This is a genomic window from Candidatus Pelagibacter sp. Uisw_099_02, assembly GCF_047727625.1.
Lineage (GTDB): Bacteria > Pseudomonadota > Alphaproteobacteria > Pelagibacterales > Pelagibacteraceae > Pelagibacter.
This window is the reverse complement of record NZ_CP159822.1, coordinates 1166811-1191374: the sequence shown is the minus strand read 5'-3', so window position 1 is coordinate 1191374 and position 24564 is coordinate 1166811. Positions and strand designations below refer to the sequence as shown.

Sequence of the window (24564 nt, the reverse complement as noted above, 5' to 3'; positions counted from 1 at the left end):
CTATGGACAAAAAACCTTATCATCACTTATCAGATGGAACTTTTAGAGAACCAGAAAGGTCACCTGTAAGATTTAAAGTTAGTGTAGAAAAATATGGTTTTAGTAAAGAAGATGCTATAATATTTAAGCTTGGAGAGATTACTCCATTAAATAATATAATTAGTGACTAAGATAATTTTTACATTCTCAATATGGCTATGCATATTTATAATAAAATAAAATTTTTTTCTTTTGAAAAAAAAATGATCAACTATCTTTGTGAGGGTTGGTCAAATAAAAGGCATTGGAATTTTTTTCAAGAAGTATTCTCAAGAAAAAAAAAATTTAAAAACATAGCTCTACTTGGTGTTTATAGAGGTAGAGACCTAGGATATATGTGCTCAGCTTTAAAAAAAAACAATGGTAAAGATTTTCATATTTACGCTATAGATTTATTTGATTTTAAAACTCCATTTAGAAAAGTAGGTAATAAAAAAATATGGCAACAAGATACAAATATTTTAGAGCCATCAATCCAAAATTCAAAAAAAATAGTAAAATTGCTTGGTTGTAAAAAAAATGTAACTTTTATTAAGGGTGATTTTTTAAAAATAAAAAAGCTAAAATCAAAGCTTGACTTTGCTTATATTGATATCGGGCATGATTATAACACAACATTTCAAGCAATAGATATTTGTAAGAAACTTGGAAGTGAAAATATTGTATTTTCAGGAGATGATTTTTATGATGGTTATACTTTGGGTACACCTTGGGGTGTTAAAAAAGCTGTAAAAAAAAAATTTAAAAAATTTAAAATTCATTACGATTATATTTGGGAGTCCTCTTTAAAAAACTATAAAATTTAATTTCTAATCAAGATTAACTTTTCTCCATCAACCATAAAGCATTTTCACTTAAGAAAAATATTTTACCATTTGACGGATGAATTTGAATATCTCTTATTCTTCCAACATTATTTTTAAATATAAGATCTTCTTTCACATTAGTTAGATCATTAAATATTAATTTCCTTAAAGATTTGTCTTTTAAAGAAGTAACTAGTGCATGCCCATTCCATTCTTTAAATTCATTTCCTTTATAAATTGTAATAGCACTAGTAGCTATGGAAGGTACCCAATATTGAATCGCTTTAGTAAAACCTGGCTTCCATTTAGGACCTATCTTTGTCCCTGAGTAATTTTTTCCACCCCAGCCTAAAATTTTCCATCCATAATTTTCTCCTTTTTTAGTTTCTCCAAACCAATCGCCACCTCTTGCCCCGTGATTACTTAAATATATTTTTCCATCATAATCAGAGAGTGTTAAACCTTGTGGATTACGAACACCTATTTGATAGATTTCAGGTAACCACTTTTTCTTACCTTCAAATTTTGGATTATCTTTTGGAATACTGCCATCAGTGTGAATTCTAATAATACTACCAGGATGTTTTGTGGGATCTTGAGCAATCATGCCTTGGCCTCGTTCGCCAGCTGATGCATAAATATAATCACCCTTAATCGCTAATCTTGAACCAAAATGATAACCAGAATCTATTGGAGGGTTTGCTTGAAAAATATTCTTAAAATCTAATTCTTGTTTATTTAATTGTGCTTTTGCAATTGATGTACTTGTTTTCGAATTCCCCCTATTTTCTGAATAAGAAATCCATAGTGTATTATCTTGGTGAATAATATCTAATAATCCACCTTGGCCAACCTCTAGAAAATTAAGATTATGTTTAATCTCTGTAACTTCTTTTGAAATAACATTAACAATTTTAATTTTTCCACTTTTTTCAGTAATAATGATTTCATTATTATTAATAAATGAAGATCCCCAAGGCTCATCTAATACTATTATTTTAGTGAATGTATAATTGTTGGAATAGCTTTTTGAAGCAAATAAAAGAAAAAAAAATATTAATAAAAAATATTTTTTCACCTTAAGAAAGTTTTGATCTACCACCATCAACAGCTATTATCTGTCCAGTAATCCAAGAACTCTCTTCAGTAATTAAAAATTTAGCAAGCGCTGCAGAATCTTTTCCTTCACCCAATCTTTTAAGAGGATGAGCTTTAGCAATTCCTTCTGCAATTGCAGGATTTTTTAACATTGGCTCTGCGATTTTAGATTTTGATAAACTTGGTGCAATACAATTTACCCTAATATGTGGAGCAAACTCAGCAGCCAGTGTAACAGTTAACCCTTCAACAGCAGCTTTAGCAGAGGCAATAATTGTGTGATTAGTAAAACCTCTTTGAGCGGCAACAGTTGAAAATAAAACTACTGAGCCTTTATTCTTTTTTAAACTTTCTTGAAATCCTTTTATAGTCTCAATAGCTGAGTAAAGGTTTAGTTTCATACATTTATTCATATCAGCTTCTGTAACCATTCTTAATGGTTTTAAATCAATAGAGCCCACACAGTAAGCGACACCTTTGATATCATTAATATCTGATTTTACTCTTTCTATAAACCCATCCTCTAAAACGTCAGCAACTGTATAAGAGCAACCCAATTTTTCTGCGATTGCTTTAACTTCACTTTCATTTCTTGCAACTAGATGAATATCATTACCTGAATTTTTTAATTGTTCAGCTAAGCTAGAACCTACAGAACCTGTTGCACCAAAAATAAGATATTTTTCTGACATATAATTTTTATTTAGTTATATTAAAATATGAAATTATTTTTTATACTCGGCAATCAGTTATTTCCACCAAAATACGTAGACCGCTACAAAAAGGACCACTCTTTTTATATGGCAGAAGACTACGAATTATGTACTTATGAAAAGCATCATAAGCAAAAGATACTGCTATTTCTATCTTCTATGAGGTCTTATGCGGATATGCTTAAAGCGAATAAATACAAAGTTGAATATTCTAAAATTGAAGACAAAGATTTTAAAGATACCTATTTTAAGAAATTAAAAACTATCGTTAATCAAAAAAAAATTACTGAAATTTCAAGCTTTGAGGTTGAGGATAAATTTTTTGAAAAGAAAATTTCTAAATTTTTAAAAAAAGAAAAAATAAATTGGAATATTGTTCAAACTCCAATGTTTTTAAACTCAAGAAATGAGTTTAAAAGTTATTTAGCAAAATCAAAAAAACCTTTTATGGCAACATTTTACAAAGAGGTTCGTAAAAAATCTGGAATATTAATGGGAGCAGATGGAAACCCTATTGGGGGCAAATGGAGTTTTGATGAAGACAATAGAAACAAACTACCTAAAGATATTTCCATACCTAAATTCCCAAAAATTAACGAAACCAATCATACTAAAAAATTAAAACCAATTATTGAAAAATTATTTAAAGATCATCCTGGTAGCATAAATGATTTTTGGCTTGCCACTGAATATAGTGATGTTGTTAAGCTTTTAGATTTTTTTATTAAAGAAAAATCAAATTTATTTGGTGACTATGAAGATGCTGTTAATCAAAAAGATAATATTTTATTTCACAGTGCATTAAGTCCGTACATTAATTTAGGATTGATAACTCCTGAAATTATTATTCAAAAAATTTTAGAATTTCATAAAAAACACAAAATTAGAATGAACTCGCTTGAAGGTTATATTCGCCAAATAATAGGCTGGAGAGAGTTTATGCGTGGAATTTATCAAGGTTATTCTGATGAAATGGAAACTAAAAATTTTTTTAAACATAATAGAAAAATGAAAAAATCTTGGTATGAGGGCACAACAGGTTTGCCACCACTGGATCATGCAATTAAGAATGCAGTTAGCCATGGCTGGTCTCATCATATTGAAAGATTGATGATTTTATCAAATATAATGAACCTTTGTGAAGTGAAACCAACTTATGTTTATAAGTGGTTTATGGAAATGTTTGTGGACTCATCTGACTGGGTGATGGTTCCTAATGTTTATGGAATGGGCTTATTTAGTGATGGAGGTATTTTTGCAACGAAACCATACATTTGTGGATCAAGTTATTTTATGAAAATGATGGATTTTAAAAAAGGGGAATGGTGCAATACGATGGATGGCCTGTACTGGAGATTTATAGATAAAAATAGAAAATTTTTTTTAAAGAACCCCAGATTATCAATGATGGTTTACGTTTTTGATAAAATGAAAGATGAAAGAAAGAAAATGATTTTATCTGAAGCTGACAAGTTTATAAAATTAAATACAAACTAGATTATATGTATATTTCAATAACAGGATTAAAAACAAAAAATTTTTTATCTGAAATAAAGTTTTGGATACTTACAATACCAGCCTTTAGAGCAGCTCAAAAAGCAGAAGGTAATTTATTTTGTGAAACAAAAAAAGTAAATGGTTATCAACATACAATAACAGCATGGAAAGATAGAAATATGATGATTCAATATTTAACAAGTAAGGTACACGCCAAAGCAATGAAAAATTTTAGATCAATTGCAACTGGATCAACCTATGGCTATGAAGGTGATCAAATACCATCTTGGAAAGAAGCTATAGGACTTTGGCAAAAAAATTATAAAGAATATTAAATTGAAGAAAAATAATTTACCATCAAAGATTTGTCTTACTTGTAAAAGACCTTTTACATGGCGTAAGAAATGGAAATTAAATTGGGATAAAGTCAAATACTGTTCTAAAAAGTGTTCTAAGTGATTTATTTATCTTTATTTACTATATCTTTTTTAGCAGCAACAATCTTACCTCTGTCATCAGAACTTATGTTGGCTGGCTTAATTGCAACATCTAATTATGATAATTTACTATTATTAATTGTTGCAAGTTTTGGAAATGTTTTGGGATCAGTTGTTAATTGGATCTTAGGGTTTTATTCAAGAAATTTTACCACAAAAAAATGGTTTCCTTTTAAAGGTAGACAAATTGAAAGCTCTTCAAAATGGTTTGATAAATTTGGTAAATGGTCATTATTGTTTGCCTGGGTACCGATTATTGGAGATCCATTAACATTAGCAGCAGGATTACTTAGGGTTAAATTTACGGAGTTTTTGATTTTGGTCATAATTGGTAAAGTTAGTAGATACTTTATTATTTATTATTTTATTTGACAGTTATCGAAATAAGTAGTTATATGTATTTGCGCTGAGTTAAGTTTACTTGCAGAGCGCTTTATAAATCCTGCTAAAGCGACACTTCAACCACCGCTTTAGACAGGTGGTTTTTTTTTATCTTTCATAAAATTAAATCGGGCAGTTGAACCATATTGTGCGCCCTGCATTTTGCTTAAGCACTAAAAAGGAGAAAAGAGGCCTATGGATTTAACCCTCTTGTTAGTTTGTTACCTTTTTTCTCCAAAAAACTTGGAGAAAAAAAATGAGTACAAATAGATTAAAAGAAAGATTAGATAAAGGACCTGTTATATGTGCAGAAGGTTTTTTATTTGAGATAGAAAGACGTGGATACATGTCATCTGGAGAGTTTGTCCCAATGGTTTCATTAGACCATCCAGAAGTTCTTGAAAATTTACATAGAGAATTTCAACATGCGGGATCTGATGTTGTTGAAGCCTTTACTTATAATGGACACAGAGAAAAAATGCGAGTTATTGGTAAGGAAGAACTTCTTGAGCCCTTAAATAGATCAGCACTTAAGATTGCAAAAAAAGTAGCGCTAGATACACCTAAAGGGTCTAAACCAAATTTGATGGCAGGTAATATTTCAAATTCAAATATTTGGAAACATAACGATCCACAATCTCAAAAAACAGTTGAAGGAATGTTTACAGAGATGGTTGGTTGGGCTGTTGAGGAAGGGGCTGATATGTTGATTGGTGAAACTTTTTATTATGCTGAAGAAGCTTTTAAAGCACTTGAGGTTATGAAAAAAACAGGCTTGCCAACAGTTCTAACAATTTCTCCAATGGGTGAAAATAAAATGAGAGATGGAAAATCTGTTGTTGATACCTGCAAAGAACTTGAACAACGTGGAGCTGATGTTGTTGGTTTAAATTGTTTTAGGGGGCCAGCTACAATGTTTCCTTTTTTAAAAGAAATTAGAGAAGCAGTTAAATGTCATGTTGGAGCTTTACCTATTCCTTATAGAACCAGTGAAGATTACCCAACATTTTTTAATCTACCAGACAGAAGTAATTGTCAGTGTCCATCACCTCATGGAAGAACGTTTCCAACAGCATTGGACCCACACTTTTGTAATAGATATGAAATAGGTAAATTTGCAAAAGATGCTTATGAGCTAGGTATTAATTATTTAGGGGTATGCTGTGGAGCAAACCCAATGTTGATTAGGGAAGTTGCTGAGTCGATTGGTTTAACTGTTCCAGCAAGTAAATACCGAGAGAATATGGAAAATCATTTTATGTATGGAAAAAATAAAAGAATTCCAAAACATATGACTGAATATGGAGACAAAGCATAAACAAATTAAGAAGGGCATTTAACTAAATTGTGCGCCTGACATATGTCGAAGCACTAAAACAGGAGATAAAAAAATGAGTAATAATCTAAAAGAAACAATAAGTAATCTACAGAAGGATTTTACAGCTAATCCAAAAAATGCTGTAGTCCAATATGAAAGCAACTCAATTCTTAAAGAAGGACTTCAATCTGTGGTCACTCTTAGAGAACATAAATTAGTTGTTGATGAACCCAAAAGTTTTGGTGGAAAAGACGAAGGACCCAGTCCAGTAGAGTTGATTTTAGCAGCTTTAGCAACGTGTCAGGAGATAACGTATAAAGCATTTGCTACAGCCGCTGGTATTAATATTGAGAGTGTTAGTGTTAATTTAAAAGGTGAATTAGATCTTCAGGGTTTTTTAGCTTTAAATAAAGATACTAGACCTGGCTTTCAATCTATTTCTGGCACTGTTGATATTAAATCGTCTTCACCTAAAACTGAAATAGATAAATTAATTGATACGGTAAATACACATTGTCCAGTATTAGATATTTTATCAAAAGGAGTTCCTATTAAATTATTTCAAAAGGTTACTCAGAGTGCTTTTGTTAATAAAGAACAAACTGAACAAAGAGCAAGTGTTGCTTAGCTAACATAATTTAGGCCTTATGAAAAATAGTGCTTAATCATAAATATTTAGTTACCTAGGCTTACTAAGTTTAGGTAACTATGTTACACAAGCTAATGCTTGAAATATTTATTCAAACTTTCTTTTTATATTTTATTGTTATAGATCCACTAGGAAATACACCATTATTCTTAGCAGTAACTCAAAACATGAGCAGCCAACAAAGAGTTAAAACTGCATTGAGTGCAACAATAATTGCATCAATCATATTGCTATTCTTTGCATTTCTTGGAAGCACTTTATTAAGTTATTTGAATATATCTTTTCCAGCATTTACAATTGGTGGAGGTATCATTTTATTAATAATTTCTATGGAAATGTTATTTGATAAAAGACAGCAAAGAAAAGAAGATGACATTGATTTTAATTCTGAAAATGTAAGTGTATTTCCTTTAGCAACACCTATTATAGCAGGACCTGCTGCAATCACATCCGTTATTGTCTCGGTTTCAGATATGGGAAATAATTTTACAAACCAATCTGTTGGAATGGTTGCTTTAGCTTCAGTTTTAATTTTAACTTTTATATTTTTTTTTACTGCTTCAAAGTTTTCACAATTAATAAATAAAAAAGTTATTAGCGTTATTTCAAGAGTGATAGCAATCATTCTAGTTGGACTAAGTGTTCAATACATTTTAGACGGGATAAAGACTTTTTTAGCTTAAAATATTGTTATAGGGTTCATTCTATATAAATTTAGTAATGAATATAATTGTCTTACAACACATTAAGATTGAAGACCCAGGATTTATCAAGGATTTAATGTTGGCTGATGGATTTAATCTAACTACAATAGAATTAGATGAAGGTGAAAAAATTCCTAATGATCTAAGTAAATTTGATGGAATGTTTTGTATGGGAGGTCCAATGGATACTTTTATGGAAGAAGAATATCCTTGGTTAATTGAAGAGAAAAAAAGAATTAAAGAATTTGTAGTTGATTTAAAAAAACCTTATTTAGGTTTTTGTTTAGGCTGTCAATTATTAGGTGAAGTTGTTGGAGGTAAAATAGTTAAGTCAAATCCTGCTGAGATTGGCATTATGGATGTAAATTTTAGTAAAAACAAAGTGAGAGATAATTTATTTTCAAAGTTTCCAGAAAAAATTAAAAGTTTACAATGGCACTCTTATGAGGTGCAAGGGATAGAGAATAATCAAGATATTACTTTGTTGGCCTCATCGCCTGTAACCAAATATCAAATTTTTAAATATCAAAATCATGCTTATGGAATTCAATTTCATATCGAGATTAAAGACACAACAGTTAAAGAGTGGGGTTGTGTGCCTGAGTATAAAAAAGTGCTTGAGGATCAATTAGGAAATGAGGCTTTAGAAAAATTTGATAATGCTGCTAAAGATAATATGTTCGATATGAATAATTATTCTAAAATTCTTTACAGTAATTTTAAAAAACTTTTATAAAAAGTTAAAATTAGCAATAATTTTTGGAATATAATTTTTGAAATTAAAAAAACCTTTATTGCAATATTGCCAAGAAAATTGATCTAATTTTCTGTATAAAAATTTAATATTTTTTAAATCGTTTAATTTAATAAAATCTAAATTTTCACCAACAGTCGGATAAAGAGCATAGACTTCTTCTGTAATATTCTTTAAATCATTAATATTAATAATTTCACAATCAATTGATTTTTTTTCTAATCTTGTTTTTTGATCTTCTAAGAGATTAGCTTTGAAATCTAATACTTTTTCACTTAATTTAATAAACCTATTCTCGTTGCTGTTGGAAACTAATAAAGCTTTTTTAAATTTATGTTCTTTAAAATCTGAGAATTCAAAGGCCATATTGTTTTCAAATATTAATAAAGTTTTACCCTCTAAAATTTCAGAGTTTAAAAAATCTTTTTTATTAATGGAGTAAGTTTTATCACTAAATATTGGTGAAGCATTTTCATTAAGTTTTATGTTTTTAAACTTATTATTGGTAAATTTATTTATATTCCACTCACTTGCTAAATAATGTTTACCTTGAGTTTGAACTCCAGCTACCCACCTCCAACCAAGTGTGTTAGATGCAGCATCACCATCATAAAGATGTTGCATAAAAAACTCAGCTCCCAATTGCCATGGTAATTCTAGTGTAAAAATCCAAATACTCGCAAACCACATTCTTGTGTGGTTATGAAGATAATTGTTTTCTTTAAGTTCAATTACCCATTGATTAAAGCAATCCATGTTAGTTTTGCCTTCAATAGCATTAAGATAATTTTGATTATTTTTAAATTCATCTTTAACTTTACTTAATTCTACTAAGTAATCTGACCAAACATTTGGTCTTAATTCTAACCAACCTTTCCAATAAACACGCCACAGAACTTCCTGAATAAATTTTTCATTTTTTGCAAATGAAAACTTTTTAAGGGATTTATCAATTACTTCTAATTCATTAATTGTTCCGTGGGTTATATAGGGAGATAAACAAGAAATATTAGATCTATTATCAGGTCCAAAATCAAAATTTCTTAGTTTTGAATAATCTGTAAGATTTTGTTCAATAAAATTATTTAATTGATCAACGGCTTTAGCCCTTGAAGCTTTAAATATCATTTTAAATTATTTAGATTTTCTTTTCTTAAGGCCTAATTTATCACTATGTCTCAATCTAAGAATAACTATTGCAGATGCAATTAAAACTATAGCTATAGCTTCATAGACTAATGCTGATGGATCCATTTCTTTTCCTTGCAATATAATAAATCGTGCAAGAGCCGTGATGGCAATTAAAAGAGGCAAAGTTATACTGATTGATTGCTGATTCCAAAAAACACGAACCATTGCTAAGACTTCTAAATAAAGAAACATTAAAAGTAAATCTGCTAGCATTACAGATTGATTTAGAAACATATTATTAATTTCCATACCAACTGCAATTACAGTACTTACTAAAATAATGCACATTAGTGCTAACTGTAAATTTTTTGCTATTTTATCCATTACTTATCTTTACTAAATGGTAGCCATTTTTCAAACACTGATTTTGATGGACCATCATATGGAATTGAATAAGAGCTAGGGTTAGGACTTGTTAAAATTTCTATTCCCTTAGAAAATACAAAGATAAATACAATTACAAATACAATAACCATGATTTTAAACGGATCAAAATTTTTGGTTTTGAAAACACTACCAGATTGTGCTTCTGCTTTATGAAAATGCTTGAATGTCATGTAGACTGCAAAAATAAGTCCGATGTGTGCTATATAAAGACCAGCCCAACCAAAGGCAAAAGATGTATAAGAAAAAATATATAAACTAAAAACAGTTGTCCAAACGAAGCTTAGAACTAATAAAATTTGCAATCTCACAGATCTTGGCAAAGATCTTAGGTCGTTTTTACTGTCATCAAATAAAATATTTGCTGCATCTATCATCCAATTTTTTAGTGCTTCCATTCAACCAGAATAGATATTTATACGTTAAAGGCAAAGGATAAAGTGTCCTTTAATTTTTAGCTTAAATTGGACTTTATTGCACTTTCTAAACTTGCAGAGCTTTGAGCACCTGAAATAAAATCTATTCCTATTTCAAAGAAAGGCACTCCATTAATTTCTTTTTCTCTTGCAATTGAAATATATGAATTAACTTCCTCAATATTTTTTAAATTAAAAAAATTATTAATTACATCTGTATTAATATTAAATTCTTTTCCAATATTAATTAAGATCTCTTTATCTCCAATATCAAGACCTTCAATAAAATATGATTGATATATTTTTTCTTTAATTTCGTTGTGCACATTAGATTGTTCAGCTAATTTAATTAATAGGTGAGAAAATACTGTATTGGGTGTTTTCTTTATCTTATCTAGATTAAAATTAAGATCTTCCTTTTTAGCTTCATTAGTCATTTGATCGTACATTGATTGAGCAAACTCTTTTCCTCCAAACTTTATTTCTAAGTACTTGCTTCTTTCAATTCCTTCTTTGGGCATGTCAGGATTTAATTGAAATGGGATGTGCTCTATCTCAAACTTAGTTTTAGGAAAATTTTTTAATGCATTATTTAATCTTGCTTGACCAATAAAACACCATCCACAAATTGTATCAGCAAATATTTTTATTTTCATTAACTTATGAACGAAGCTTTTGTTTATGAAAGTTAATAAATCGTTCTACATTTGATTTATTAAAAGTTTTATTTTCTTCAAAAGAAACTTTTTTCATTGAGTAAGCAATACTTTTTGTCTGTCTAGACATTATTGTAATATTGCCCTTGTATAATTTAAGCTTAACGGAGCCATTAACTTTATTCTTTTTAAGGTCGACAATTTTTTGAAGTTTAAATCTTGCTTTTGAGTACCAATAACCATTGTAAATAAGCTCAGCATATTTAGGCATAATTTCATCTTTTTTATGCATAGTTTCTTTATCTAAAGTAACAGATTCAATTGCTCTATGTGCTGACATTAATAGTGTTCCACCAGGTGTTTCATAAACACCTCTAGACTTGATCCCGATAAATCTGTTTTCAACTAGATCAACTCTACCTATTCCATTTTTACCAGCAACATCATTAAGTTTTTCTAATAAATTTCCAGGTGATAGTTTTTCCCCATTAACAGTTATTGGATCTCCATTTTTAAATCCTATAGTTACAAATGAAGCTTTGTTAGGTGCTTTTTCAGGTGACACCGTTCTTTGAAAAAGAAACTCAGGAGCTGAATTTTTTGGGTTTTCTAAAACCTTACCTTCAGTTGATGTATGATATAAATTATCATCAATAGAAAAAGGAGGAGCACCTTTTTTATCCGTAGGAATTGGAATATTATTTTTTTTTGCATATTTAATTAAATCTGTTCTAGAGTTTAATTTCCATATTCTCCATGGTGCAATAATTTTTACCTTTGGCCCAAAGTAATGATAGCCTAATTCAAATCTTACCTGATCATTTCCTTTGCCAGTTGACCCATGTGAAACGGCATAAGCTCCAAATTTTTTAGCAGCAGCAATTTGTCGTTTTGCAATTAGGGGTCTTGCAATTGAAGTACCCAATAAATAAACACCCTCATAAATTGCATGCCCTCTAAGCATTGGAAAAACGTAATCTTTTACAAAAACATCTTTTAGATTTTCAATAATAATATTTTTTACACCTAATCTTTTTGCATTCTTTATGATTTTTTTTCTATCAATTTCTTGGCCTACATCAGCAGTGTAGCAAATAACTTCTGCATCATAATTCTCTTGAAGCCATTTTAAAATAATAGAAGTATCTAGTCCGCCTGAGTATGCAAGGACAATTTTTTTTTTAGATTGCATTTATCTAGCTACAATTTGCTTTGGTAGCATTGTATGCTTTAGTAAACCCTAACAATGAATAGTGATCAATAGTTCGAGATCCATTTTGAGTATGACCTGCAACCATTATTCTAGATCCTTTTTTCATGGTTTTAATCATTTTTTTCTCTAACTTACTATCTTTGTCTGACATCCAAGCAAAACCATCTTGAATAAGATCAAATTCATACTTATTTTTTCCAGAAGTTACTTTAACCAAATTTTTGTTATTAAACTCATATCCACCAGTAACACTTATTTCATTGGCTATATTTTCCCCTGGTCTAAAGCTAATAAACAACCTTGCCTCTCTTGGATTATTTTTAGGTGCCTGTAAAACTGGTTTGGATTGTGCAAAACAAACTTTACCTGTATCAGAATTTATAACATAGGTTTCCCAGTCTTTATGTGTCCCCATTTTTTTTACTTCTTCAGCAATAGATTGATTAGCGAGCGCAGTTAAGAAAGCTATGATTATAAAATTTTTAATTATGGGCATGGATTAGGATAAATTTTTTGAACCTCATTTATTTCTTTAATTACGTTTTCACTTAAGTTTATATTTACACTTTCTATATTAGTTTTCAACTGCTCCATAGTCGTAGCACCAATGATAACTGACGTTACAAAAGGTTGAATTTCTAAAAATTTTAAAGACATTTGAGCTAAATCTAAGTCATGTTTTTTTGCAACTTCGTAGTATGCTTCTACTGCTTTATTTGAGTTATGTTTATTATATCTGGTCCAAAACTCTCCATCACGTTCAATTCTTGTACCTTTTGGCATTTGATTATTTCTATATTTTCCAGACAGGTAACCACAAGCCAAAGGAGAGTAAGCCAACAAACCAGCTTTTTCTCTGACAGACATTTCTGCAAGACCAATTTCATAAGTTCTATTTAATAGATTATAAGGATTTTGAACTGAGAGCATTCTTGGAAGTTTTTTACTTTCAGATAATTCTAAAAATTTAGATAATCCCCAGGGAGTCTCATTTGATAAACCAACATGTCTTATTTTTCCTTGATCAATAAATTTTTTTAAATTTCCTAAAATATCTTCAAATTGAGTCCACTCATTGGCATCATTATGCTCGTATCCCAATTGACCAAAAAAGTTTGTTTTTCTCTCAGGCCAATGCAGTTGGTATAAATCAATATAATCAGTCTTCAATCTCTTTAAACTTCCATCAAGTGCTTCAGTAATATTTTTTGTTCCAAATTGGTTTCCGCCGCCCCTCACGTATTCTCTCATTGGCCCACAAACTTTAGAAGCCAAGATTACTTTGTCCCTCTTTTTTGTTTTTTCAAACCAGTTTCCAATAATTACTTCTGTATCTCCAAATGTTTCTTGTTTTGGAGGTATGGAATAAATCTCAGCAGTATCCCAAAAGTTTACACCTTGATTTAAGGCATAATCCATTTGTTCAAAACCTTCATTTTGGGTATTTTGTTCGCCCCAAGTCATAGTACCGAGACAAATAGTACTTACTTTTAAATCTGTATTTCCTAGTTTTTTATAATTCATAATAATTTTAACCTTATTAAGACATCTTGAAATAATAGTAAAAGGCTATTATATTAATCTCATGGAATTCAATAAACAGAATATATTAAATAAAGTAAAAGAAGCCCAACAATCAACAGTAGTAATGGATGAGGGCTTAAGAGCCTACATGCTAAAAGTCTACAACTATATGGCTTCAGGTATTTTACTAACAGGACTTATATCTTTAATATTTTTTAAACTATCTGTAGTAACAGATGCTAATGGATCAATCACATCATTAACAAGCTTAGGAAATACAATATTTCTTTCAGGTTTTAAATGGGTGGTAATGCTAGCTCCACTTGGAATAGTTTTTTATATGAGTGCTAGGATTAATAAAATGTCAGCATCAGCTGCTCAAACAACTTTTTGGGTTTTTGCTTCTTTGATGGGGCTATCGTTATCTTCAATATTCTTAGTTTATACTGGAGCGAGTATCACTAGAGTTTTCTTTATTACTTCTATTACTTTTGGTGCAATGAGTATTTATGGTTATACAACCAAAAGAGATCTTACAAAATTAGGTTCATTTTTAATGATGGGCTTAATTGGTATTATTGTTGCATCAGTTGTTAACATGTTCTTGAAATCTTCAATGATGGATTTTGTAATCTCAATTCTAGGTGTTTTAATTTTTGTAGGTCTTACTGCTTATGATACTCAAAAAATTAAAAATATGTATGTCTCAAGTGATACAGGTGAGTTGATGGGTAAAAAAGCTGTAATGGGCGCCTTAACTCTTTACCTAGACTTTATAAATTTATTTATAATGTTATTAAGATTATTTGGACAAAGAAGATAATCAAAACTTTATAGTACTTACTAAATTAAATAGATCAGCTTTAGTTTCCTCACATTTTTCCCAACAGCCAGAAGTAACTACATACTCTTTTTTTTTATATAAAAATATTATTTGTTGAGTGACAACACCCTCCATAAAAGAGCTATCATTTTCTCGATACATGCTCCAATCTGCAAACAAAGGCTTATTTTTTAAGCTTCTTCCAGTTAGTATTTTTAAGTAATACTTCTAGGTCAAAAGAATTTTTTAGTATTTTGCCATTAGTATCAGTAATTAAATACTTTAGATTTTTATTACTAGGCTTAAAGTTTTTACAAATTTTATATAAAGCATTCTCTGCTGCGTTTTTAAAGACACTAAAGCTAACCTGTCTGTTAGAAATATTTAAACCATAGTCCTTCCAAGATCCCTCAGAAACCATTTTTGCGTATAAATCTAAAATGATTTTAAGTTCATTTTTTTCAAAAAATTGTTTTTCTTCTATTTGTTTGTGAGGATTGTTTACGACTAGCTTTAAGTTTCTATTCATCAAGTTTATGTTTATTAATTAATGATATCTGAAATCCCGTAAAAACAAGGGTTATTGGCAGCATTCCCCACACCTTAAAGTTAACCCAAAATTCTTCTGTTTGTGTTCTCCAGACGCATTCATTAAGGATTGCAAGACCAAAGAAAAAAAACATCCATCTTTTATTTAATAATTCCCAACCCATATCAGTTAGGGCAATTGACTTACCCATAATTTTTTTAAGAACAGGCTCATTTGTAAAATATTTTCCAAAATATAAAGCAAGAGCAAATAAAATATTAATAATTGTTGGTTTTACATATATAAAAACTGGATCATTAAAATAAATTGTTAGCCCTCCAAAAAGTGCAATCAAGATACCACTTATTAAAGGCATCATAGGTATTTTTTTTTCAAAAAACCAAACAACCGCTAGTGCAATTAATGTTGCAACTATAAGTGGAGGAATTGCAACCGCTAGGTTCTTATCATTGTTATAATAATAATAAAAAAATATAGCTAAAGGTCCAAAGTCTGTTGCAAATTTAAGAAATGATTTATTCACTTGACAGATATTAACATAATAAAAAAAATATAAATGTTTTTTATTGATTTTTATTTTTAAACCCCCATATTAATAACTATGGCAATTCAAAAAGCAAAATTTTCAATAGGCGACATTGTAAAACATAAACACTTTGAGTTTAGAGGTGTAATTTATGATGTGGATTTCGAATTTAATAATTCTGAAGAATGGTACCAATCCATTCCAAAGAATGTTCGCCCTAGAAAAGACCAACCTTTTTACCATCTGTTAGCAGAAAATGATGAAATTACTTATGAAGCCTACGTTTCAGAGCAAAACCTGCTAATGGACGATTCAGAAGACCCAATTAAACACCCTTTAATTGAAGAGATTTTTTCTGGTAAAAGAGGTTCTAGTTATTTCAAGCTCTCTAATTAATTCTTTTTTCAAACACAATTAACTCAAATCTTCGACATATATAGTTGCTATCTATAAGTATATTCTGATCAAGAGTGTTAAATAACGTTTTTATCATTATTGACTCCCTCTGCATTCTTGATCAGGATGACTTTTCATAATAAAAATTAAATTATCTTTTTTTAATATATATAATTTAAAAATGTTTAAATATTTTGAACCTAATAAGATTTTTGCAATTACTTCTAAAGCGCCAAAATATGTTTTGTTTTTATTTATTATTGTCTTAACAATTGGTTTAACCGAAGCTCTAATACTTTCACCTGAAGATTATAAACAAAGTGATGCAGTAAGAATTATGTACGTTCATGTACCGGCTGCTTGGATATCACTTGGAATATTTTCAAATTTAGCTTTGTTGTCTGTTGGAAGTTTTGTTTTTAAAAATAAAAATTTTGCTTTAATCGCTAAAAGTTTAGCACCCTCAGGATTTATTTTTAATATCATAGCATTAGTTACAGGTTCAATTTGGGGAAAACCAACTTGGGGCACTTGGTGGGCTTGGGATGCGAGAATAACTTCTATGTTAATTCTAGCTTTGTTTTATGGAATGTATTTATTAGCTTGGAGAATTTATGAGGACAAAGAACAAGTAGTAAAAGTCACTTCTATGATTGCAATTTTAGGGGTGGTGAATGTTCCCATCATTAAATTTTCTGTAGATTGGTGGAACACGCTCCATCAACCAGCTTCAATTAATATTTTATCGACTAACACAGCAATTCATCCATCAATGTTAATCCCATTAGGCATTATGACTGCGGCATTTGCCCTTTTTTCATTACTCATTTTTTTGATGAAATATAATACTGAACTGATAAAAGTTAAAAATAAAGGATTAGATAGATTATGATAAACGAAATAATTTCAATGAATGGATATGGTGCTTATGTATGGTCAGCTTTTTCATTCACATTGATTAGTTTTACAGCCTTGTACTTTGTAACTGAATTACAGCTTTTAAAAGAGCAAAAAAGATTCGCTTATAAATTTGGTTCTCTAAATGTTGCGAAAGCTAAAGCTGCAAGATCACAAAATATTAATAGAGAAATATTATCAAATATACCAAATATTTAACTAATAAACCATGTATGGTAAAAAAGTTAAATTACGATTTATATTCTTAGCTTTAATCTTAGCCTCGGTAATTTTAACAGTTTCTTTAGTTTTACAATCATTAAAAGAAAACGTTGTATATTTTAAGTCTCCGTCTGAAATAAAGTCTTTAATAGAATTAAATAAAAAAAAAATAAGAGTGGGTGGGATGGTTAAAGAACAGTCAGTCTTTATGAATTCTGATAAAATTAATTTTATTATTACTGATTTTAAAAATGAGATTAATGTTGTTTATTCAGGAGCAGTTCCTAATTTATTTGCTGAAGGAAAAGGAGTGGTTGCTGAAGGTTTTTTAAAAGATAAAAATTATTTTACAGCTACTAAAATTTTAGCAAAACACGATGAAAATTATATGCCCCCAGAAGTTAAAGAAGCTATAGGAGATAAATAAATTGCTAGCTAATCAGATAGGTTATTATTCTTTAATTTTGGGGTTGTTGCTTTCAGTGTTACTTTGTGGAGTTTCAATTAAAGACTTTAATAAAACTAATAAGCAGATTAACCAAAATATATTATCTCTATCATTTTTACAGTTAGTTTTTGTAATTGTGAGTTTTTTGAGCTTGATTATATCTTTTATAAACTCAGACTTTAGTAATGAGACAGTTTTTAATAATTCTCACACAACTAAACCATTATTCTATAAAATCTCAGGAACTTGGGGAAACCATGAAGGAAGCTTATTATTATGGTTGTTAGTATTAACTTTGTTTATTTTTCTATTTTTAATTAAATCAAGAGAACAGCCTAAAAAATATAGAATTTTAACTTTATTATTTCAGCAAATAATAATTATTGGATTTTTCTTATTTGTATTAATGACATCTAATCCTTTTAATTATTTATTTCCAATTCCCAATGAAGGTCTTGGTCTTAACCCAATTTTACAAGATCCAGCTTTAGCAATTCATCCTCCAATTTTATATTTAGGTTATGTTGGTACCTCTATAATATTTTCATCATCCCTTGCTGCTGTTACGCAAAACTATGTTTCAAAACAATGGGGCCAACATATCAAAAAATGGGTTTTAGTTTCTTGGATTTTTTTAACTATAGGAATTATGCTTGGATCAATTTGGGCATATTATGAACTAGGATGGGGAGGCTTCTGGTTTTGGGATCCAGTTGAAAATGTATCTTTAATGCCATGGCTAACATTAACTGCATTATTACATTGTATTCTAGTCTTAGAAAAAAGAGTAACACTAACATCTTGGGTGGTTATATTATCTATTACAACATTTACTCTAAGTATGTGTGGAACTTTTTTAGTAAGGTCTGGAATATTAAATTCTGTACATACATTTGCTAATGATCCTGCAAGAGGTGTTTTTATATTAATCTTTTTATTTGCTTTAATTGTTTTATCTTTAGGAATATTTTTTATATTTCACAAAGAAAATAACAAAAATTCAAATAATTTTTTTTGGCTTAGTAGAGAAACTTCTATCTTAATAAACAATTGGTTTATGATGTATTTTTTATCTGTTGTTCTAATAGGCACAGTATATCCAATTTTTCTAGACGTAATATCTAGTGAAAAAATATCAGTAGGACCTCCTTTTTATCAAAAATTAATCGTTCCTTTTTTAATACCATTTCTATTATTTATGTCGCTTGGACCGCGACTTAAATGGATTAAATCAAAAATTGAAAATAAGAATTCACTAATTATTACATTTTTAATTTCAGTGCTATTAACCTTTTTTATTATTAAAGATTTAACTAATGAAATACTTTTTTATACAGTCTTAGTTTCTGCTGCTTTTTTTCTATTCTTTACAACTTTAAAAGAACTATTTATTAAAAAATTTAATAATATTTCACAAACCATTTCACACTTTGGTTTTAGTTTATTAATATTAAGTATTTTGTTTAATAATATTTTATCTTCAGAAGTTACAACCAACATAAAAATTGGTGAAAGATATGATTATAATAAAGGTGAAATTTTTTTTAAAAAGATAGAAGAAAGAAAAGAAAGTAATTTTAACTCCATCATTGCCTCTTTTGAAATAAAAGACAAAAATGGTAAAACTATTGAATTAAAACCCGAGATTAGAATTTATAATCAGCCTATAATTATTACTAGTGAAGCAGATATAAGAACAACACTATTAGAGGATAAGTTTTTAGTAATGAACCTTGTAAAAGGTAATGAATATTTTAATATTAGATATCAGGTAAAGTCATTTATGATTTGGATCTGGATTTCAGTTTTATTATTAAGCCTTGGTGGATTAATGAGTTTATTTAAAAGAAAAATATGAATAATAAGTTTATCTTATTTATTATAATTATATTTTTAAGTTCTTGCTTTGTTATCTTTTATAAAGGGTTAAATAACCCAAATAACTATATACCCAAGGTTAGTGAAAAAAAGAAAATTCCAAACTTTAAAGCTCAGGACTTCAATTCAAATAATTATATCAATTCAGATAAAATTTTTGAAGAGAACATTTTCTATATTGTAAATATTTGGGCTTCATGGTGTGTGCCTTGTAGAGTCGAACACCCTTTATTAATGCAATTAAGTAACAATAAATCAATTAAACTAATTGGATTAAATTATAGAGACAATTTTAATAATGCAAAAAAATTTATTAATGAATTTGGCAATCCATATTCTAGAATTTTAATTGATAAAGATGGAACTTTAGGAATTGAATTTGGAGCTTATGGAGTTCCAGAAACTTTTTTAATAGATAAAAATAAAAATGTAATTAAAAAATTTGTTGGTCCAATTAATAAAGAAATTGTGAATGAAATTAAATTAATTATTAAATGAAAATTTTAAAAATACTTATAATCTCATTTTTAGTCATAAATTTTTCTGAATTAAGATCTAATGAAATTAATGATATTTTAAAAAATAAAATCTTAAAAAATATTCGTTGCTTGATCTGCCAAGGTCAATCTGTTTATGACTCAGAATCTGAGTTTGCCTCTAGTATAAAATTAATTGTTGAAAAAAAAATAAAAGAAGGGATAGAGGAAGAACAAATATATGAATATTTGAAAGAGAAGTATGGTGATTGGATAATTTATGATCCAGAATTAAACAAAAAGACCTATATTTTATGGTTATTGCCATTGTTGTTATTTTTGGCTGGAGGTGCAATAATATTTAAAAGATTAAATAATCAAAAATAAAACTATAGTATACTAATTCGAACTGATATTACTTTTTGAAATATGAAAAAAATAACTATTTATTTACTGGCTCTTTTAACTATATTTTCTTCTTCTCTTCTAAGCGCAGAGAAAAATAATAGTGATCATCAGTACAATTATTTTATTGGAAATTTTGATTTTAGTGATCATAAACAAGCAGCTCTACTTTTTGGTTTTCAACATCAAAATGAATCGCTAGAAAGAAATACTTTTATAGGAAAAATTTCTCCTATTACAGGTGGCTTTATTACAGAAAATTCTGCGGCTTATATTTATTCAGGAATTGAATGGAATATTGATATGGGTTCATTAGAGTTTACTCCAAGTTTTACACCTGGTTTGTATCATGAGGGTGATGGAAAAGATTTAGGACATGTTTTAGAATTTAAAACTGAAGTTCAGTTTTCTTATGTAGTATCAGGTGATACCAGCCTTGGAATATCATATAATCATATATCAAATGCAAGCCTAGGAGACAAAAACCCTGGGGCAAATAGTTATATGTTTAATTTTCTTAAAACATTTTAATATAAATAATTATGAATTTAAATGATTGTCACAACTATAGTGACTTTAGAAAATTAGCTAAAAAAAAATTACCCTCACCTATATTTCATTATATTGATGGAGCAGCAGATGACGAAACCACATATCAAAGAAATACAAGTGCATTTGATGATGTTGATTTAGTTCCGAATGTTTTAAGAGGTGTAGAAAATGTTGATTTATCCACTACAATTTTTGGAAAAAAGTTAGACTTGCCTTTTTATCTTGCACCAACAGCTTTACAGAGACTATTCCATTATGATGGAGAAAGAGCTGTTGGAAAAGCAGCTCAAAAATTTAATACAATGTTTGGTGTTTCAGCTCTTGCGACTGTAAGTGTTGAGGAAATAGCTTCTTTAGTTGATACCCCAAAGATGTTTCAGTTTTATTTTCATAAAGATAGAGGTTTAAATGATTCTTGCTTAGAAAGAGCAAAAGCAGCTAAATTTGATGTTATGGCTTTGACAGTGGATACAATAACTGGAGGAAACCGTGAAAGAGATTTAAGAACTGGATTTACATCACCTCCAAAGCTTACACCTTCAAGCCTTTTTAGTTTTGCCACAAAACCAATGTGGGGAATAAACTATTTAACAAAAGGTAAATTTGAATTACCTCATCTGCAAGATTACGTGAAAGAGGGTACGGATACTAATACTTCAATAGGCCAATACTTTTCTACGATGTTAGATCAATCCATGAACTGGAAAGATGCTGAAAAACTTTGTTCTCAATGGGGAGGTCACTTTGCACTTAAGGGTATAATGAGTGTCGAGGATGCAAAGCGGGCAGTAGATATTGGATGTACAGGAATAATGGTTTCAAATCATGGGGGTAGACAATTAGATGGATCTAGAGCGCCTTTTGACCAATTAGCAGAAATTGTTGATGCTGTTGGAGATAAACTTGATGTAATTTGTGAAGGTGGAATTCATAGAGGAACTCATATGTTAAAGGCGCTATCTTTAGGTGCAAAAGCATGTTCAGGAGGAAGATTGTATCTTTATGCTCTAGCTGCTGGAGGACAAGCAGGTGTAGAGAGAGCCATAGAAAAATATAAAACTGAGTTAGTGAGAGATATGAAGTTAATGGGATGTACTAAAATTAGCGACCTAAATAGGGATAACTTAAGATTTAGAAGGTAGTGAGTTTAAAAAACTGTCATAATTTTGATGATTTTAGGAAACTAGCAAAGAAAAAATTACCTTCACCAATATTTCATTATATTGATGGTGGCTCAGATGATGAAACGACTTTAAGAAGAAATACGGAGTCCTTCAATGACTGTGATTTAGTCCCAAATATACTCGCAAGTGTGGGTAAGCCTGATTTATCAATAACACTTTTTGGAAAAAAGATTGAAATGCCAATTTTTTTATCTCCTGCAGCAATGCAAAGACTTTATCACCATGAAGGAGACTTGGCATCAGCAAGGGCAGCAGAAAAGTTTGGAACATTTTACAGTATGTCATCAATGGGAAATAATACGATTGAAGAGGTTTCTGAAATATCGAATGGACCGAAACTATTTCAACTATATGTTCATAAAGATCGCTCAATTTCAGACGATTTAATAGACAGAGCAAAAAATTCTGGATTTGATGCAATGTGTTTAACAGTTGATACTTTAGTTGCAGGTAATAGAGAAAAAGATCATAGAACTGGTTTTACAACACCACCTAAACTTACATTACAAAGTTTGATGAGTTTTGCAATACGTCCTGAATGGGTATTTAATTATTTTACTCATAAAAAATTTGAATTATCAAATGTTAAAAAAAAAACAGACAAAGGAACCAATATTTCAAAGTCAGTTATTGAATACATTAATGAACAGTACGATCCAGCTATGAATTGGAAAGATGCTGAATATTGTGTAAAAAAATGGAACGGACCTTTTGCATTAAAAGGAGTTATGTCAGTGGAAGATGCAAAAAGAGCGATAGATATTGGTTGTACAGCCATAATGATTTCAAATCATGGTGGAAGACAATTGGATGGCTCTAGATCACCATTTGATCAGGTTAAAGCAATTTCAGATGCTGTTGGAGATAAGCTTGAAATTATTTTAGATGGAGGAGTTAGAAGAGGAACGCATGTTTTAAAAGCTTTAGCAGCTGGGGCAACAGCATGCAGTTTTGGAAAAATGTTTTTGTTTTCTTTGGCTGCAGGTGGTCAACAAGGAGTTGAACATTTATTGAAAAACATGCATGATGAAATTAATCGAAATATGGTGTTAATGGGGTGTAAAAATCTAAAAGAATTAAATAGCTCAAAATTGATTTATAGAAAATAATTAAAGCATATATTTTTTATTATTAATAAATATATATAAATAATATAAATTTTTTATCAAAAAATAAAACATAGAATTTAATTATGAAATTAGCAAAAAACTTAGAAAGATTAGGAACAGAGTCAGCGTTCAGTGTATTAGCTGAAGCTAAAGCATTAGAGGCCAAAGGAAATCCAATGATTCATTTAGGGTTAGGTCAGCCTGATTTTAAAACACCAAAGCATGTTGTTGAAGCTGCAAAAAAAGCTTTAGATGACGGTCACCATGGATATGTAATGTCAAATGGTATTCCAGAATGTAGACAAGCTGTAACAAGATGGATTAAAAAACGTTATAGTGTTGATGTAGATTTTGAAAGAATTCTAATTATGCCAGGTGGGAAACCAACAATGAGTTACGCAATTCAATGTTTTGGAGAACCAGGTGCTGAAATAATTCATCCAACTCCTGCTTTTCCAATTTATGAGTCGATGATTAATTATACTGGCTCAACATCTGTACCTTATGATTTAACTGAAGATAAAGATCTTAAATTTAATCCAGAAAAAATTTTATCACTAATCACTGATAAAACTAGATTGTTAATATTAATTAATCCAAATAACCCAACAGGAAGTTTTGTGGAAAAAGCCGATATAGATGTATTGGCTGAAGGTCTTAAAAAATATCCACACGTAACTATATTAAGTGATGAAATTTATAGTAGACAAATTTTTGACAATAAAGAAATGCCTTCATTTTTTAATTATCCTGAGTTAAGAGAAAGGCTAATTGTATTAGAAGGTTGGAGCAAGGCATACTCTATGACAGGATGGAGACTTGGATGGAGTTTTTGGCCTACTGAATTAGTACCACATGTAAATAAACTTTTAATTAATAGCGTATCATGTGTAAATGCAGCAGCACAATTTGCAGGAATTGCAGCATTAGATGGTCCAGACGACTCCATTAATGAAATGATGGTAAAATTTACTGAAAGAAGAAAACTAATTTATGAAGGCTTAAATAGTTTGCCAGGTGTAGAGTGTAGTTTACCTGGTGGGGCTTTTTATGCATTTCCAAAAGTTATAGGAACGGGAATGGATGGTTCAGAATTTTGTAAAAAAGCCATGCATGAAGCGGGAGTAGCAATAGTACCAGGTACAGCTTTTGGTAAAACTTGCCAAGATTATGTAAGATTTAGCTTCGCTGCCTCTCAAGATAATATTTCTCAAGCTTTGGAAAATATTAAGAAAATGCTCTCTAAATAGGCTGTATT

Annotated in this window: 34 protein-coding genes and 2 riboswitches; of the genes, 22 read left to right on the top strand and 12 right to left on the bottom strand. The window is 29.5% G+C overall.

Translation table 11 applies throughout. The features are described 5' to 3' along the window. The first annotated feature begins 2 nt into the window (after window positions 1–2). On the top strand, window positions 3–170 hold the full coding sequence (locus ABXT47_RS06410) for a hypothetical protein (protein ID WP_415308298.1): 168 nt from the start codon (window positions 3–5) through the stop codon (window positions 168–170). Between the two features lie 27 nt (window positions 171–197). Then, a complete protein-coding gene (locus ABXT47_RS06405; protein ID WP_415308297.1) occupies window positions 198–845 on the top strand; it encodes a class I SAM-dependent methyltransferase in 648 nt (215 codons plus the stop codon). Between the two features lie 13 nt (window positions 846–858). Here the strand turns inward: ABXT47_RS06405 and ABXT47_RS06400 are convergent, their stop codons facing one another. After that, on the bottom strand, window positions 859–1950 hold the full coding sequence (locus ABXT47_RS06400; protein ID WP_415308296.1) for a PQQ-dependent sugar dehydrogenase: 1092 nt from the start codon (window positions 1948–1950) through the stop codon (window positions 859–861). Continuing rightward, window positions 1925–2635, bottom strand: a complete 711-nt coding sequence (locus tag ABXT47_RS06395) for an SDR family NAD(P)-dependent oxidoreductase (RefSeq protein ID WP_415308295.1) — start codon at window positions 2633–2635, stop codon at window positions 1925–1927. The genes ABXT47_RS06400 and ABXT47_RS06395 overlap by 26 nt, the downstream gene beginning before the upstream one ends. Before the next feature lie 27 nt (window positions 2636–2662). On the opposite strand from ABXT47_RS06395, the gene ABXT47_RS06390 reads away from it, so the two are divergent. The 8 genes from ABXT47_RS06390 to ABXT47_RS06355 all read left to right on the top strand — a co-directional run bounded on the left by ABXT47_RS06390 (window position 2663) and on the right by ABXT47_RS06355 (window position 8438). Next, the gene (locus tag ABXT47_RS06390; protein ID WP_415308294.1) at window positions 2663–4153 is read left to right on the top strand and encodes a cryptochrome/photolyase family protein; all 1491 of its coding nucleotides are present in this window, start codon (window positions 2663–2665) and stop codon (window positions 4151–4153) included. Window positions 4154–4158: 5 nt separating this feature from the next. Beyond that, entirely contained in the window at window positions 4159–4488 is a 330-nt protein-coding gene (locus ABXT47_RS06385; RefSeq protein WP_415308293.1) for a hypothetical protein, read from the top strand. Window position 4489: 1 nt separating this feature from the next. Further along, entirely contained in the window at window positions 4490–4612 is a 123-nt protein-coding gene (locus tag ABXT47_RS06380; protein ID WP_415308292.1) for a DUF2256 domain-containing protein, read from the top strand. Continuing rightward, window positions 4609–5022 (top strand): YqaA family protein, encoded by a 414-nt coding sequence (locus ABXT47_RS06375; RefSeq protein WP_415308291.1) that lies wholly within the window; start codon window positions 4609–4611, stop codon window positions 5020–5022. The genes ABXT47_RS06380 and ABXT47_RS06375 overlap by 4 nt, the downstream gene beginning before the upstream one ends. Window positions 5023–5152: 130 nt before the next feature. Next, window positions 5153–5218, top strand: a riboswitch (SAM riboswitch). 69 nt (window positions 5219–5287) lie between these two features. Further along, window positions 5288–6349 carry a homocysteine S-methyltransferase family protein gene (locus ABXT47_RS06370; protein ID WP_415308290.1) on the top strand — a complete coding sequence of 354 codons (1062 nt, stop codon included), beginning with the start codon at window positions 5288–5290 and terminating at the stop codon, window positions 6347–6349. Window positions 6350–6352: 3 nt separating this feature from the next. Continuing rightward, a riboswitch (SAM riboswitch) is annotated at window positions 6353–6417 on the top strand. Between the two features lie 5 nt (window positions 6418–6422). Then, window positions 6423–6977, top strand: a complete 555-nt coding sequence (locus tag ABXT47_RS06365) for an OsmC family protein (protein ID WP_415308289.1) — start codon at window positions 6423–6425, stop codon at window positions 6975–6977. A 95-nt stretch (window positions 6978–7072) separates the two neighbouring features. Next, entirely contained in the window at window positions 7073–7681 is a 609-nt protein-coding gene (locus ABXT47_RS06360) for a MarC family protein (RefSeq protein ID WP_415308288.1), read from the top strand. A 37-nt stretch (window positions 7682–7718) separates the two neighbouring features. Then, window positions 7719–8438: a type 1 glutamine amidotransferase gene (locus tag ABXT47_RS06355; RefSeq protein WP_415308287.1), complete on the top strand. Its 720-nt coding sequence runs from the start codon at window positions 7719–7721 to the stop codon at window positions 8436–8438. On the opposite strand, the gene ABXT47_RS06350 is transcribed toward ABXT47_RS06355, so the two are convergent. Genes ABXT47_RS06350 through ABXT47_RS06320 form a run of 7 tightly spaced genes read right to left on the bottom strand, consistent with a single transcriptional unit; the run spans window position 8433 to window position 13840 of the window. Beyond that, a complete protein-coding gene (locus tag ABXT47_RS06350) occupies window positions 8433–9584 on the bottom strand; it encodes an FAD-binding domain-containing protein (RefSeq protein WP_415308286.1) in 1152 nt (383 codons plus the stop codon). The genes ABXT47_RS06355 and ABXT47_RS06350 overlap by 6 nt on opposite strands. Before the next feature lie 6 nt (window positions 9585–9590). Beyond that, entirely contained in the window at window positions 9591–9971 is a 381-nt protein-coding gene (locus tag ABXT47_RS06345; protein ID WP_027306873.1) for a phosphate-starvation-inducible PsiE family protein, read from the bottom strand. After that, window positions 9971–10429: a hypothetical protein gene (locus ABXT47_RS06340; RefSeq protein ID WP_415308285.1), complete on the bottom strand. Its 459-nt coding sequence runs from the start codon at window positions 10427–10429 to the stop codon at window positions 9971–9973. The genes ABXT47_RS06345 and ABXT47_RS06340 overlap by 1 nt, the downstream gene beginning before the upstream one ends. 56 nt (window positions 10430–10485) lie before the next feature. Next, complete coding sequence (locus tag ABXT47_RS06335) at window positions 10486–11103, bottom strand: DsbA family oxidoreductase (RefSeq protein ID WP_415308284.1); 618 nt, start codon at window positions 11101–11103, stop codon at window positions 10486–10488. A 4-nt stretch (window positions 11104–11107) separates the two neighbouring features. After that, a complete protein-coding gene (locus tag ABXT47_RS06330; RefSeq protein WP_415308283.1) occupies window positions 11108–12295 on the bottom strand; it encodes an argininosuccinate synthase in 1188 nt (395 codons plus the stop codon). 4 nt (window positions 12296–12299) lie between these two features. After that, on the bottom strand, window positions 12300–12812 hold the full coding sequence (locus ABXT47_RS06325) for an invasion associated locus B family protein (RefSeq protein ID WP_415308282.1): 513 nt from the start codon (window positions 12810–12812) through the stop codon (window positions 12300–12302). Then, on the bottom strand, window positions 12803–13840 hold the full coding sequence (locus ABXT47_RS06320; protein ID WP_415308281.1) for an aldo/keto reductase: 1038 nt from the start codon (window positions 13838–13840) through the stop codon (window positions 12803–12805). The genes ABXT47_RS06325 and ABXT47_RS06320 overlap by 10 nt, the downstream gene beginning before the upstream one ends. Before the next feature lie 61 nt (window positions 13841–13901). Here ABXT47_RS06320 and ABXT47_RS06315 point away from each other — a divergent pair, with 61 nt between their 5' ends. After that, window positions 13902–14663, top strand: coding sequence for a Bax inhibitor-1/YccA family protein (locus tag ABXT47_RS06315; protein WP_415308280.1), 762 nt, complete (start codon window positions 13902–13904; stop codon window positions 14661–14663). Here ABXT47_RS06315 and ABXT47_RS06310 read toward each other — a convergent pair whose 3' ends face one another. Genes ABXT47_RS06310 through ABXT47_RS06300 form a run of 3 tightly spaced genes read right to left on the bottom strand, consistent with a single transcriptional unit; the run spans window position 14664 to window position 15736 of the window. Beyond that, complete coding sequence (locus ABXT47_RS06310) at window positions 14664–14825, bottom strand: hypothetical protein (RefSeq protein ID WP_415308279.1); 162 nt, start codon at window positions 14823–14825, stop codon at window positions 14664–14666. It lies immediately after the preceding gene. A 22-nt stretch (window positions 14826–14847) separates the two neighbouring features. Next, entirely contained in the window at window positions 14848–15192 is a 345-nt protein-coding gene (locus ABXT47_RS06305) for a DUF2794 domain-containing protein (RefSeq protein WP_415308278.1), read from the bottom strand. Continuing rightward, a complete protein-coding gene (locus tag ABXT47_RS06300; RefSeq protein WP_415308277.1) occupies window positions 15185–15736 on the bottom strand; it encodes a septation protein A in 552 nt (183 codons plus the stop codon). Before ABXT47_RS06300 ends, ABXT47_RS06305 begins: the two co-directional genes overlap by 8 nt. 78 nt (window positions 15737–15814) lie before the next feature. On the opposite strand from ABXT47_RS06300, the gene hspQ reads away from it, so the two are divergent. The 11 genes from hspQ to ABXT47_RS06245 all read left to right on the top strand — a co-directional run bounded on the left by hspQ (window position 15815) and on the right by ABXT47_RS06245 (window position 24556). Continuing rightward, entirely contained in the window at window positions 15815–16135 is a 321-nt protein-coding gene (gene hspQ / locus ABXT47_RS06295) for a heat shock protein HspQ (RefSeq protein ID WP_415308276.1), read from the top strand. A gap of 181 nt (window positions 16136–16316) precedes the next feature. Then, window positions 16317–17027, top strand: a complete 711-nt coding sequence (ccmC, locus tag ABXT47_RS06290) for a heme ABC transporter permease CcmC (RefSeq protein ID WP_415308275.1) — start codon at window positions 16317–16319, stop codon at window positions 17025–17027. Further along, the gene (locus tag ABXT47_RS06285; protein WP_415308274.1) at window positions 17024–17251 is read left to right on the top strand and encodes a hypothetical protein; all 228 of its coding nucleotides are present in this window, start codon (window positions 17024–17026) and stop codon (window positions 17249–17251) included. The genes ccmC and ABXT47_RS06285 overlap by 4 nt, the downstream gene beginning before the upstream one ends. 10 nt (window positions 17252–17261) lie before the next feature. Next, window positions 17262–17681 (top strand): cytochrome c maturation protein CcmE, encoded by a 420-nt coding sequence (gene ccmE, locus ABXT47_RS06280; RefSeq protein ID WP_415308273.1) that lies wholly within the window; start codon window positions 17262–17264, stop codon window positions 17679–17681. Between the two features lies 1 nt (window position 17682). Further along, window positions 17683–19560 carry a heme lyase CcmF/NrfE family subunit gene (locus ABXT47_RS06275; RefSeq protein WP_415308272.1) on the top strand — a complete coding sequence of 626 codons (1878 nt, stop codon included), beginning with the start codon at window positions 17683–17685 and terminating at the stop codon, window positions 19558–19560. Next, complete coding sequence (locus ABXT47_RS06270) at window positions 19557–20078, top strand: DsbE family thiol:disulfide interchange protein (protein WP_415308271.1); 522 nt, start codon at window positions 19557–19559, stop codon at window positions 20076–20078. The genes ABXT47_RS06275 and ABXT47_RS06270 overlap by 4 nt, the downstream gene beginning before the upstream one ends. After that, the gene (locus ABXT47_RS06265) at window positions 20075–20443 is read left to right on the top strand and encodes a cytochrome c-type biogenesis protein CcmH (RefSeq protein WP_415308270.1); all 369 of its coding nucleotides are present in this window, start codon (window positions 20075–20077) and stop codon (window positions 20441–20443) included. Before ABXT47_RS06270 ends, ABXT47_RS06265 begins: the two co-directional genes overlap by 4 nt. 42 nt (window positions 20444–20485) lie before the next feature. Beyond that, window positions 20486–20992: an acyloxyacyl hydrolase gene (locus ABXT47_RS06260; protein WP_415308269.1), complete on the top strand. Its 507-nt coding sequence runs from the start codon at window positions 20486–20488 to the stop codon at window positions 20990–20992. A gap of 11 nt (window positions 20993–21003) precedes the next feature. Next, window positions 21004–22155: an alpha-hydroxy acid oxidase gene (locus tag ABXT47_RS06255; protein ID WP_415308268.1), complete on the top strand. Its 1152-nt coding sequence runs from the start codon at window positions 21004–21006 to the stop codon at window positions 22153–22155. After that, window positions 22155–23306 carry an alpha-hydroxy acid oxidase gene (locus ABXT47_RS06250; RefSeq protein WP_415308267.1) on the top strand — a complete coding sequence of 384 codons (1152 nt, stop codon included), beginning with the start codon at window positions 22155–22157 and terminating at the stop codon, window positions 23304–23306. Before ABXT47_RS06255 ends, ABXT47_RS06250 begins: the two co-directional genes overlap by 1 nt. Window positions 23307–23389: 83 nt before the next feature. Further along, a complete protein-coding gene (locus tag ABXT47_RS06245) occupies window positions 23390–24556 on the top strand; it encodes a pyridoxal phosphate-dependent aminotransferase (RefSeq protein ID WP_415308266.1) in 1167 nt (388 codons plus the stop codon). Window positions 24557–24564 lie beyond the last annotated feature (8 nt).

Excerpts from the sequence above, each read along its gene's own strand:
- ABXT47_RS06245 (WP_415308266.1), top strand. The coding sequence starts at position 23,390 with ATGAAATTAGCAAAAAACTTAGAAAGATTAGGAACAGAGTCAGCGTTC.
- ABXT47_RS06330 (WP_415308283.1), bottom strand. The coding sequence starts at position 12,295 with ATGCAATCTAAAAAAAAAATTGTCCTTGCATACTCAGGCGGACTAGAT.
- ABXT47_RS06305 (WP_415308278.1), bottom strand. The coding sequence starts at position 15,192 with ATGAATAGAAACTTAAAGCTAGTCGTAAACAATCCTCACAAACAAATA.
- ABXT47_RS06370 (WP_415308290.1), top strand. The coding sequence starts at position 5,288 with ATGAGTACAAATAGATTAAAAGAAAGATTAGATAAAGGACCTGTTATA.
- ABXT47_RS06360 (WP_415308288.1), top strand. The coding sequence starts at position 7,073 with ATGCTTGAAATATTTATTCAAACTTTCTTTTTATATTTTATTGTTATA.
- ABXT47_RS06410 (WP_415308298.1), top strand. The coding sequence starts at position 3 with ATGGACAAAAAACCTTATCATCACTTATCAGATGGAACTTTTAGAGAA.
- ABXT47_RS06350 (WP_415308286.1), bottom strand. The coding sequence starts at position 9,584 with ATGATATTTAAAGCTTCAAGGGCTAAAGCCGTTGATCAATTAAATAAT.
- ABXT47_RS06320 (WP_415308281.1), bottom strand. The coding sequence starts at position 13,840 with ATGAATTATAAAAAACTAGGAAATACAGATTTAAAAGTAAGTACTATT.
- ABXT47_RS06390 (WP_415308294.1), top strand. The coding sequence starts at position 2,663 with ATGAAATTATTTTTTATACTCGGCAATCAGTTATTTCCACCAAAATAC.
- ccmC (WP_415308275.1), top strand. The coding sequence starts at position 16,317 with ATGTTTAAATATTTTGAACCTAATAAGATTTTTGCAATTACTTCTAAA.
- ABXT47_RS06340 (WP_415308285.1), bottom strand. The coding sequence starts at position 10,429 with ATGGAAGCACTAAAAAATTGGATGATAGATGCAGCAAATATTTTATTT.
- ABXT47_RS06400 (WP_415308296.1), bottom strand. The coding sequence starts at position 1,950 with ATGGTGGTAGATCAAAACTTTCTTAAGGTGAAAAAATATTTTTTATTA.
- ABXT47_RS06355 (WP_415308287.1), top strand. The coding sequence starts at position 7,719 with ATGAATATAATTGTCTTACAACACATTAAGATTGAAGACCCAGGATTT.
- ABXT47_RS06255 (WP_415308268.1), top strand. The coding sequence starts at position 21,004 with ATGAATTTAAATGATTGTCACAACTATAGTGACTTTAGAAAATTAGCT.
- ABXT47_RS06345 (WP_027306873.1), bottom strand. The coding sequence starts at position 9,971 with ATGGATAAAATAGCAAAAAATTTACAGTTAGCACTAATGTGCATTATT.
- ccmE (WP_415308273.1), top strand. The coding sequence starts at position 17,262 with ATGTATGGTAAAAAAGTTAAATTACGATTTATATTCTTAGCTTTAATC.
- ABXT47_RS06270 (WP_415308271.1), top strand. The coding sequence starts at position 19,557 with ATGAATAATAAGTTTATCTTATTTATTATAATTATATTTTTAAGTTCT.
- hspQ (WP_415308276.1), top strand. The coding sequence starts at position 15,815 with ATGGCAATTCAAAAAGCAAAATTTTCAATAGGCGACATTGTAAAACAT.
- ABXT47_RS06260 (WP_415308269.1), top strand. The coding sequence starts at position 20,486 with ATGAAAAAAATAACTATTTATTTACTGGCTCTTTTAACTATATTTTCT.
- ABXT47_RS06325 (WP_415308282.1), bottom strand. The coding sequence starts at position 12,812 with ATGCCCATAATTAAAAATTTTATAATCATAGCTTTCTTAACTGCGCTC.
- ABXT47_RS06405 (WP_415308297.1), top strand. The coding sequence starts at position 198 with ATGCATATTTATAATAAAATAAAATTTTTTTCTTTTGAAAAAAAAATG.
- ABXT47_RS06265 (WP_415308270.1), top strand. The coding sequence starts at position 20,075 with ATGAAAATTTTAAAAATACTTATAATCTCATTTTTAGTCATAAATTTT.
- ABXT47_RS06385 (WP_415308293.1), top strand. The coding sequence starts at position 4,159 with ATGTATATTTCAATAACAGGATTAAAAACAAAAAATTTTTTATCTGAA.
- ABXT47_RS06315 (WP_415308280.1), top strand. The coding sequence starts at position 13,902 with ATGGAATTCAATAAACAGAATATATTAAATAAAGTAAAAGAAGCCCAA.
- ABXT47_RS06335 (WP_415308284.1), bottom strand. The coding sequence starts at position 11,103 with ATGAAAATAAAAATATTTGCTGATACAATTTGTGGATGGTGTTTTATT.
- ABXT47_RS06285 (WP_415308274.1), top strand. The coding sequence starts at position 17,024 with ATGATAAACGAAATAATTTCAATGAATGGATATGGTGCTTATGTATGG.
- ABXT47_RS06310 (WP_415308279.1), bottom strand. The coding sequence starts at position 14,825 with ATGTATCGAGAAAATGATAGCTCTTTTATGGAGGGTGTTGTCACTCAA.
- ABXT47_RS06365 (WP_415308289.1), top strand. The coding sequence starts at position 6,423 with ATGAGTAATAATCTAAAAGAAACAATAAGTAATCTACAGAAGGATTTT.
- ABXT47_RS06395 (WP_415308295.1), bottom strand. The coding sequence starts at position 2,635 with ATGTCAGAAAAATATCTTATTTTTGGTGCAACAGGTTCTGTAGGTTCT.